Here is a 9,796-nt window from a genome sequence, read left to right on the forward strand (position 1 = left end):
GGAGGAGGGTGATCGGATGACAACTGATTTTTCGATTGGGCAACTCGCACAGTTATTTGATATCCCAGTGGCGACTTTACGCTATTATGACGAGATTGGGTTATTGACGCCGGCACGAGTCAATCCGCATAGTCACTACCGATATTATGGGACGCCTCAGTTCGAACGGTTGAGTACCATTAGATATTTGCGAGCACTCGGCTTACCATTAGCTACGATTGCCGATTTTTTTGCGGCCCGTGAACTGTCCAAGCTGACGAGTATGTTAACGACCCAACAGCAGCAGGTTGAGGCGCAATTGCGATTATTAACGGCGGTACAACAACGGATCAATACACGCTTGGCCCAGATTAAAACGGCCCAAAGTGCCAATTTTGATGTGACTGAATGCGTGACGTTACCTGAAAGAGCGATGGTGGCTTTACGTCAGCCTTATCGCCCTCAAGATGATATTGAACTTGTTATTGCTAAGCTACGCGCACAGACCGGCGCGACGAACGAAATCTTTCTCGGCAAGGTTGCGCTGATGCTCGACCAGCAAGCCATCCAAGCCGGACATTTTGACCGCTATGCGGGAATTTGTTTATTATTTGAACCGGGTGATACGGTGCCACCCCATCAAGAACACTTGGCGGCTGGTAGCTATGCGCAGCGGATTTTTCACGGCACTCATTTGGATGCCCCGATGCAGTATCGACAATTGTTAGCGGATTGTCGTGCTCGCGGCTGGCACGTGGCGGGAACAGCTATTGAGACAGCACTGATTGATTATGGGATTACAGATCAGGTTGCACAGTCGGTGACGCAGATACAATTACCAATCAAGACTTGACCCTCAAGTAACTTTAGACTTTATACTAAATGATAATTAATTATTTTAAATTGAAATAAGCGCTAGAGATTAAGCTATTGATTAGGAGTGGCGATATGATTGGGACGATTTTTAATACGAGTATGATTTTAGCTGGTTGCTTGGTCGGCAGTATCTTTAAAAAAGGAATCAAGCCAGCTTACCATGCGATATTATTACAAGCACTAGGGCTAGCGGCTTGTGTCATCGGCATTAATGCGGTCGTGCAACGGATGCCGCAGAGTAAGTACCCGGTGCTTTTTATTGTGAGCTTGGCGATTGGTGGATTAATTGGTCAAGCTTTGGATATTCAAGGGCATTTTGACCGCTGGGTGGGCCGTTTGGCGGGTGGCAACTTAGCGGAAGGCCTAGCGACTGCGGTGTTACTGTACTGTATTGGATCGTTATCGATTTTGGGGCCGATTGAGGCAGCCTTAAAGCATGATTACACCTTTTTATTTACGAATGGCATGTTAGATGGCATCACGTCGATCGTATTAGCATCCACTTTCGGATTTGGCATCGCGATTGCGGCGGGCGTCTTGTTTTGTTGGCAGGGGAGCCTGTATGTTTTAGCATTAATTTTGAAAGGTGCGTTGAGTGCAGCGTTACTGAATGAAATTACCATTGTTGGTGGTATCTTGATTCTAGCATCCGGCTTAGGTATGTTGAAAATCAAGCAATTCAGTACGTTGAACCTATTACCAGCCTTGCTAGTGCCACCAATCGTAATTAGCGTGATGCAATTATTTTAACTAGTGGGCCAATGGTGAAGTCAATTAAGTCTTTTGATTGATAAAGTAAAAGCCACCAACTTAGGACAATCAGTGAAAGCTGATCATTTTAAGTTGGTGGCTTTGTGTATAATGCATCGATTTGAGAGATTGGCATTAAATATGGTTAAAACGGACTGTTTTTTAAATCAAAAGCAACCAGCTTAGGCCCGCTGGAAAAAAGTCGAGTAAGCGTAAAATTGCTTAGTTGGCGCGTCCTACACCGACTTCCAGGCATTTCTGCCAATTGCTGGAACGCGGTGGACACAGATTTAAGCCGCAAACCACGTCTTAAATACTGGTCTTCCACTAACCAAGCCAAGGACGCTTGCTAAGTGGAATTTCACCGCTGAGCATTGGCCGAAATGCCTTCCAGTCGGGATAGTGTTCGAATGGCGGACAAAGATGTACCTAAGCTTTTGATGAATTCGTCGTTGCTTTTCATAAACGATAATTTTGTTAATCAACTGTCAGACTGAAAGTGATATTGAGATAGCTCACTAATCCTGAATTGGTGTAGTAAGATGTAATCTCTCGACAAAGTGCTAATGCACCTAACACTTTGTTTGAAGTTCCAGTATCAAAATAGCCAACGATAGATTGTGCTAATTTCGGTGGTCGTTCATCAGCCATTCGAGCGGCTTCAACCCGTGGCCCCTCACAGGCTTGAGACTGGAGGGGCTGGGTGACAATGCTCAGTAGCCAAATTATTCTTAGCTGGAAGTGGGTTGCTTCCGGCTTAGAATAAGACTCGTATTTGAGATGACGCGGGTTGGGCGTTAGCTCAAATCGACGTCGGCTGCGTTCCAGCAATTGTCACCCAGCCCCGGAGGTCGGCATAGGACGCGCACCGGCTGACGGAAAATAATGCAGTTAAACAGTTTGTTTTAACCATAATTCATGTCAACACGCACAATAGATGTCAAAGTAAGACACTGGTTAGATTAAGTGGTGTTTGATGCTGAAGAGTTGACGATTGCGTTCCAGATGACGGTGAATGTGATCGATGAGGACGTCGTGCGACCAATCGGTAGTTGTGTTAAGTGGCGGAACGGGAAAACGTTCATCGATATCGATTGTCGGTGGCGTGATGGCACAGTTGGCGACTAGGGCGATGGCGAGGCTCGTAGGTGTGTGCTGGTACATGAGGTCATTTCGAATCGCAAACCTGATGTGCTGCTGGTTGGCTAGTTTAATGTAGCGATTCAGGATGTCTTCATCTAGCAAGCCATGTAGGAGTAGCTGGTAATCAGGATGGGCCGCCATTTCACTTTTTAGTTCGGTTGAGTAGTCACGCATGAGTGCTTGGGTGAAAGTAATGCCCACATCGATTCGTTCGTGAAACGTGCCAAGGTTACGGTGTTGTTCATCCGGATGTAGTACGGGGGCCCCGAATATTGCGGATTGTAAGTGTTTATCCATTTGGTCTTCAGAATTAGCCATGCCGGTCAGGTCCTTTCACAATTAACCATAAGATTTAACTGCTTTTACTACTATCGTAATAAAGAAAGCGCTTTAATCAACATAAAATTTTCTAAAGCTGATTAGAAGCCAAATCTTTGGATGCCACTAGGCTTGAAACGGATGACAGATAATCTAAGGACGCAACGGATTCGCCGGGGCCAATTTAATGCTGTTTTGAAAACAAGGACTCGGTGCTTCATAAAATAAAGAAGGTGCCCAGAATTAGGAAAGGTGGCTTCATCGGCAAATAACGAATATTCAAGGCCATTTTGGGAAAAGCCAGCCTCGGCCAGACAATCTCAATTATAATCTAAGTAACGGTCAGGGCTAATTCAACAAATTGATAATAAGGTTACTAATATATCAATAAACTTATTAAAGCAGTGTGTTGCTTAATGATTAACCGGGCTAACCTTAATCCTTGTCAGCATTGACTTACGGCTGATTATACAAGTCTTTTTTTTAAGATTGTAAAGGTGTATTATTGATTCGTCCATGGTATGATACTACATAGTATGTTAGTAAAGTAGTCAATCAAATTAAAAGAGAAACGGATGGTAACAAATGCCAAGACATTTACGGAAACGGCGCCGGTCCTGGACGCTGATCATAATTGCCATGGTGCTTTTGGGGGTCATTGGATTTACAAGCACACAAGTTTCTGACTGGATTGATGCATCGTTTACAACTAAACAAACGGATGCAGCTAAGTCTAGTTCCCAAACGAAGCCCAAGTCGGTCAATCAGGTCAAGTTGGACGTCCCGCTAGTGAATCAAATGACAACACCACATTTATACAATGGTTGTGAAGTCACATCGTTAACGATGTTGATGAATTACGCGCATATCAATGTCACTAAAAATGAATTAGCGGCAAAGATTACGAGTGTGCCACTCACTTATAGTGACGGCGAACATGGGAATCCAGAGTATGGGTTTGTTGGGGATATTACTGGTAACGATCCTGGGTTAGGTGTCTATCATAAGCCAATCTATAAATTGGCGAAAACTGAGACTAGTCAGGTGAAGGACTTAACGGGGGCAAACTTTGATACTGTGATTGAACAGTTAGAACAAGGACGGCCCGTTTGGACAATTACGACGGCTTCGTTTGCACCGGTCAGCACGATGCAAACTTGGCAGACACCACAGGGCTCCGTTAAAGTGACTTATGATATGCACAGCGTGGTCATTGTTGGCTTTAACCGGACTAAAAAGTTGATTTATATTAACAATCCGTACGGAGAAAAACAGCAGGCAGTCAGCTGGAAGAATTTTGAGGCTGCTTATAATCAGATGGGCAAGCAAGCCATTGTTCTGACGTTACCACATTAGTTAGTTAACAACATGCTATTGTGAACCAATTAGTTTAAGCAACTAATCTTGGTCAAGATGAGCCAAAATCTTGATGAGGATTAGTTGCTTTTTTTTGTGGCGGTATTTTCGAATGAAACGGTTGTAATATCCCGTGGTATGGGTAGTTCGGGCACCGGAAAGCGGGTGAGAAACTGTTAACAATATCATGATTGTAACCAAACTGTAATTCAAATATCAGCCTTTCCAGAGTTGTTCATAATATTAACCATAAAGGGGCGACGCTTTGTTAACAAGCTGTAACTGAATTGAAATCGAATTGACGCCCCAGCCCATTAAAAATGGCCTATTATTGGTAGTATAAGAATGTTAAAGTTATGGGTATGTCATAAACTGTCCTTGACAGTTTAGTTGTTGGTGATTGTGGGAATCACCAACAACTTATGATGATAATTTTTTTAATTGCGGAGCACAGTATGGGGAGAGGGACCGCATGATGGGGATTAAAAGGCTCAGTTGGTTAGTTGGAACGGCGGTGGTCGCCACACTTGGCATGCAAATTACGGTTCAAGCACAGGGACACGCGGTGGTCGATATTTCCGAGTGGCAAGGACAGCTCAGCCCAAGTCAGGTGCAGGCGATGAAGTCGCAAGTGCTATTTGTGATCAATCGTCGTCAGTATGGTTTAAATTATGTTGACCGGGACGCAGCGAATAATACGGCATTATATGTTCGTTATGGGATTCCATTTGGTGAGTATGATTTTTCGCAATTTACGGATGCCGCTAGCGCGCGCCGTGAAGCCCAAGCGTTTTATGCGCGCTCCAATAAAGCTGCGCGTTTTTATGCTTTGGATTTTGAAGTTAATACAGTACGTTCAGGATCAACTAATGCGGCAGTTGCGGCTTGGTATCGTGAAATGCGCGCATTGACTAACAAAAAACTGATCTTCTATTCGTATGCTTCGTTCGCACTGACGTATGCCAACCAAGCGCGGCAACGGTTTGATGCCCAGTGGATTGGTGCGCTAACGCCCAACCCACCAATCGTTTCGGCGGCGTTATGGCAGTATACCAATCGCTATCATTTAGCTGGGCTAGCGGCACCGGTTGATAATAGTCGGGTCATTATTAGTGTTCATCCCGTTTCGTGGTGGTTGGGGACGACCCGTGGCGCACCCGGTGTTGCGATTAAAGCTCAACCAAGACTGAAAGTTGTGCACGATCGCCATTTGACTATGCCGGCCCACAATCAACAGCATGGACGGGCGGGCCAAGCAGTTGTCGCCATTAAGAGGCCAGCAGTTCAGCCAGCTGTGAAGACTCGGCCGGTGCAGCAGAAAGTGGTAAGCAATAAGTCGCGTTCGCAGACCGTGGCGCGCGTCAAACGGCGGTCATTGCAAACGATCAGTGTTAACAGCCATCATGGCAAAATAACTCAGCATCGCGCCATTCGACGCCGAGCGACTCAGCCCAAAGTGATAAAACTTAAAGCGACGCGACGTACAGGAACACAGTTTAAACTGAATACGTCCAAAGCAACTAAACTTCGGCGGCCCGGTAAGAGTATTCGAACAAAACCGGTGACTCGTTCAAAAGGGCGAACGCGGCAGCGACTTACGCGACGTCAACCGTCACTGAGGCAGCGAGTAACGAAAAACAGGCAATCCCGCCGCCGCGCACTACGAGTAACGGTGCAGCGGCGAGGGTCGACGATTCGTCGTGCACCACGTCGGCAACGAACACAAATACGTCCCGTACATAACACTTCTCGGGACAAGCGAGGACTTAGCTGATTGCATGGCTGTCGCTCAGTTCTCATTATCATGGTAGAAAAGGTAATTATGGTTAAGTAAAATCGGTCATTTGTTGTAGAAATTAGGAGGATATTTTTCATGAACTTTAAGCGCAAAATTCAATTAGGAATCGCCACTGCAACTGGGATGTTGGTGGTCGGAATTGTTGCCGTACCTTCAGTAACGAATGTATTACACGCGGCTTCAGACAGTGTTAGTTTGGTTAGTCAGACGGCAGCGCCTACGACCGTCAAGGCAACCAATCAAACAGTCAAGGCCATCAGTGCAAGTGGGACCAAGGGAAACTACCGGGTGAAGTACGCCAAAGCTGGGACTAGTTCGACGACTGCGACGTATCAACAGACGAACTACAATACGAAAAGTGATGCCAGCAGCCAAGTCGATTACTTAGCGAATACACAGGGTCAGCGTACGACACTTAATTCAGGTACAGCGGCAACGGTTCAAGGGACGATGGGCAAAGTGTATGTTCATTGGAACACGGGTAGTTGGTCAGTGACAACGATTGCCAATACACAGGACGTTGCTGGTAATCCGACCAAGTTTGCTAATCAGGTCAATAATCAGATTCAAAAGCAAGATTTGACGAGTAAAAATGTCACGAGTGGTGCCGTTACCGTGTACGATACCCCACAAAACGGACAGGCAAACTCAGTTCAATGGCAAAATGGCAAACAGGTTGCTAAGGTTCAAGGCCAACAAGCCAATACCGTTATCAAAATTGCGGCGGATGCTAAAAATTAAGTTTTTACCTGGGAGTTCAATGAATGAGTGCCAGTAGTCTGGTTATATCACCGTGTCGACGTCAACCGCATTCACAAGCCAGACACTATGGTTAGATTAGTGGGTTTAATGTGATGTTTTGACCGAAAATAGGATTGACTTTTGGCAGTGGAGTGCTTATGATGTTAGGTAATAATTAAAAAGTAGTGATCGTTAATTAGTAGTCGTTGACCCAACAGTCTAGCGACTCGGTGGGTGGTGCGAACCGAGCTGTAGTCAAAGATGAATTACATAACGTGAACTGCCATTGGCCGGATGATATCCGTTACTAATCAATGAGCGATCACATTTGGTGATAACTTGGGTGGTAACGCGGAAAACTCGTCCCTGTTTTGATGACAGGGGCGAGTTTTTTTGTCCAGCGACAATAACGAGGAGGACTAACATGAACATTATCGATGATTTAAAATGGCGTGGTGCCATTAACCAACAAACGGATGAGGCCGGGTTAAAGGAACTTACCGAAAACCAATCAGTCTCACTATACTGTGGGATTGATCCAACCGGGGATAGTATGCATATTGGGCATTTGATTCCTTTCATGATTCTCAAACGATTCCAATTGGCTGGTCATCATCCCTACGTTGTAGTTGGTGGTGGGACGGGTGCTATTGGTGATCCATCTGGTAAGAACTCAGAACGTAAGTTACAGACCATGGATCAAGTGAAGCATAATCAGGATGGCTTAAGTGCTCAGATGTACAAGTTATTTGGTCATGACGAAAACTTTTCGATTGTGAATAACTACGATTGGTTATCAAAAATTTCATTACTAGATTTCTTACGCGATTATGGTAAGTTGTTCAGTGTGAACACGATGCTGAACAAGGAAGTTGTTGCAAGCCGGTTGGAAGTGGGCATTTCATACACTGAATTCACATACCAAATCTTACAATCAGTTGACTTCTTACACTTGTACCGTGCTGAACACGTGCAACTCCAGATTGGTGGGGCTGATCAGTGGGGCAATATCACCGCGGGGACCGATTTGATCCACCGCTTAGAAGGCAATGACGCTAAGGCTTACGGATTAACAATTCCATTATTGTTGAAGGCGGATGGGACTAAGTTTGGTAAGACTGCTGGTGGGGCCGTATGGTTAAACCCTGAACGGACATCACCGTATGAATTCTATCAGTTCTGGATCAACCAGGATGATCGAGACGTCGTCAAATACCTCAAGTACTTCACGTTCTTAAGTCATGAAAAAATCGATCGATTGGCCGAAACGGTGAAGACTGCACCTGAAAAACGGGAAGCACAACGGCGCTTAGCTGAAGAAGTCACGGAATTTGTTCATGGCAAGCAGGCGGTAGTTGAAGCTGAAAATATTACTAAGGCGTTGTTTACTGGTGATGTTCAAAGTTTAACGGCGGACGAAATTGAACAAGGTTTCAAGGGTGTGCCATCAGCAGACGTCTCAGCTGAAAAGCAAAACATTGTCTTGTGGCTGGTTGATGCTACGAAATTCGAACCTTCTCGGCGTCAAGCACGTGAAGATATTAAAAACGGTGCGATTCGAATCAATGGTGAAAAGGTGACGGATGTCGAGGCCGAGATTGATCCGTCCGCAGCCTTTAATGGTAAATTTGTCATTGTACGTCGTGGTAAGAAACGTTACTTCTTGGCACATGTTAAGTAAGTTAATTTAGCAGGTGGACTGGACCCGTTGTGGCCCAGTCTTTTTATTATTATTACAAGTAAGAACTGGTGTAAAATTTATTTAGGTCACATTAATAATGTGTGATCATTGCCAGATGAAAATCAATTGAGGAGATGAAAGTTTTGGTGGGGGTTAAATTTAATACACGGACGATTGCAATCCTGGGGATGTTGATCGCACTTAATGTTGTTATTTCTATCTTTTTCCATATCCCAATCCCGATGACACACGGTTATATTAACTTATGTGATGCGGGAATCTTTATTGCAGCACTGATTTTTGGCTGGCGTGGTGGGGTCATTGTTGGCGGTGCTAGCGGACTATTACTAGATTTATTGCTAGGGTATCCACAGTATATGTTTTTCTCACTACTCGTTCATGGTTTAGAGGGCGGAATAGCAGGATATCTTGGTGCTAGCAAATCACATGGTCGACAGATTGCAGCGATAATTACTGCGGTAGTGGTGATGGTGGTCGGATACTTTTTGTCAGATTCGCTGTTGTATACGATGGCAACTGGATTGGTTGGTGTACCGACTAATTTAGTTCAAGCTGTGGTTGGTGGTATCTTGGCATTCCCAATTGTTGCGGGAATTCGACCAATCGTTAAACGTCATTTGAATTTTTAAAATTAGATGTGCTGGCTTAAGATAAGCGTTCGTCGTGCTTTTACGGGCGTTTTTTTGCTGTCTAAAGGGAATCCTTAATTGGAAAACATAGTGCCATCTCACAATGATGTTAATCGATGACATATAATGTAGTAATTGTGTAATTGACGACAGTTTTGTGCCGTTCTTTTCATAAAAGTGAAAAAACATTGGATTAATTGTTGACAGTTTCATAACTGGCTGGTATATTAGTAAACGTTGCTGCTACGGCAGATGCATCTCACCACCAAATAATTATTGAAATTAGTTGTTGACAACTTCTTCAGTAATTGGTAAAATAGTTTCTGTTGTCGCAACGGCAACCACGACAAATTAATCAAGTTACTTCTTAAAAAAAGTTGTTGACAAGATATTGATTAAGATGTTATGATGATTGAGTTGTGTTAAGCGATTAACGCATGGAATTAGATCTTTGAAAACTGAACAAAGTTTCGACGAATCAAATGTGTAGGGTCTCTTGATTTT

Annotated in this window: 9 protein-coding genes and 1 other annotated feature; of the genes, 7 read left to right on the forward strand and 2 right to left on the reverse strand. The window is 44.4% G+C overall.

Going from position 1 to position 9,796, the window contains the following annotated elements:
- Positions 1 to 16: 16 nt before the first annotated feature.
- Together MMY95_RS03170 and MMY95_RS03175 are read left to right on the forward strand one after the other, a co-directional pair.
- A complete protein-coding gene (locus MMY95_RS03170) occupies positions 17 to 832 on the forward strand; it encodes a MerR family transcriptional regulator (RefSeq protein WP_053267208.1) in 816 nt (271 codons plus the stop codon).
- A gap of 95 nt (positions 833 to 927) precedes the next feature.
- Complete coding sequence (locus MMY95_RS03175) at positions 928 to 1,605, forward strand: DUF554 domain-containing protein (protein WP_003642100.1); 678 nt, start codon at positions 928 to 930, stop codon at positions 1,603 to 1,605.
- A 477-nt stretch (positions 1,606 to 2,082) separates the two neighbouring features.
- On the opposite strand, the gene MMY95_RS03180 is transcribed toward MMY95_RS03175, so the two are convergent.
- Complete coding sequence (locus MMY95_RS03180) at positions 2,083 to 2,256, reverse strand: hypothetical protein (protein ID WP_072540867.1); 174 nt, start codon at positions 2,254 to 2,256, stop codon at positions 2,083 to 2,085.
- Positions 2,257 to 2,562: 306 nt separating this feature from the next.
- On the reverse strand, positions 2,563 to 3,066 hold the full coding sequence (locus tag MMY95_RS03185; protein ID WP_053267209.1) for a YueI family protein: 504 nt from the start codon (positions 3,064 to 3,066) through the stop codon (positions 2,563 to 2,565).
- Between the two features lie 585 nt (positions 3,067 to 3,651).
- Between MMY95_RS03185 and MMY95_RS03190 the strand changes: the two genes are divergently transcribed.
- The 5 genes from MMY95_RS03190 (at position 3,652) to MMY95_RS03210 (ending at position 9,292) form a co-directional block, all read left to right on the forward strand.
- Positions 3,652 to 4,422 carry a C39 family peptidase gene (locus tag MMY95_RS03190; RefSeq protein ID WP_241277497.1) on the forward strand — a complete coding sequence of 257 codons (771 nt, stop codon included), beginning with the start codon at positions 3,652 to 3,654 and terminating at the stop codon, positions 4,420 to 4,422.
- Between the two features lie 475 nt (positions 4,423 to 4,897).
- A complete protein-coding gene (locus MMY95_RS03195; protein WP_053267210.1) occupies positions 4,898 to 6,196 on the forward strand; it encodes a GH25 family lysozyme in 1,299 nt (432 codons plus the stop codon).
- 99 nt (positions 6,197 to 6,295) lie between these two features.
- The gene (locus tag MMY95_RS03200; RefSeq protein WP_003644804.1) at positions 6,296 to 6,961 is read left to right on the forward strand and encodes a hypothetical protein; all 666 of its coding nucleotides are present in this window, start codon (positions 6,296 to 6,298) and stop codon (positions 6,959 to 6,961) included.
- Between the two features lie 176 nt (positions 6,962 to 7,137).
- Positions 7,138 to 7,332 (forward strand) — a binding site (T-box leader).
- A 53-nt stretch (positions 7,333 to 7,385) separates the two neighbouring features.
- A complete protein-coding gene (tyrS, locus tag MMY95_RS03205) occupies positions 7,386 to 8,642 on the forward strand; it encodes a tyrosine--tRNA ligase (protein WP_241277498.1) in 1,257 nt (418 codons plus the stop codon).
- 134 nt (positions 8,643 to 8,776) lie between these two features.
- Entirely contained in the window at positions 8,777 to 9,292 is a 516-nt protein-coding gene (locus MMY95_RS03210; protein WP_003642092.1) for an ECF transporter S component, read from the forward strand.
- Positions 9,293 to 9,796: the final 504 nt, after the last annotated feature.

Source organism: Lactiplantibacillus sp. ME-2, assembly GCF_022549155.1.
Classification (GTDB): domain Bacteria; phylum Bacillota; class Bacilli; order Lactobacillales; family Lactobacillaceae; genus Lactiplantibacillus; species Lactiplantibacillus plantarum.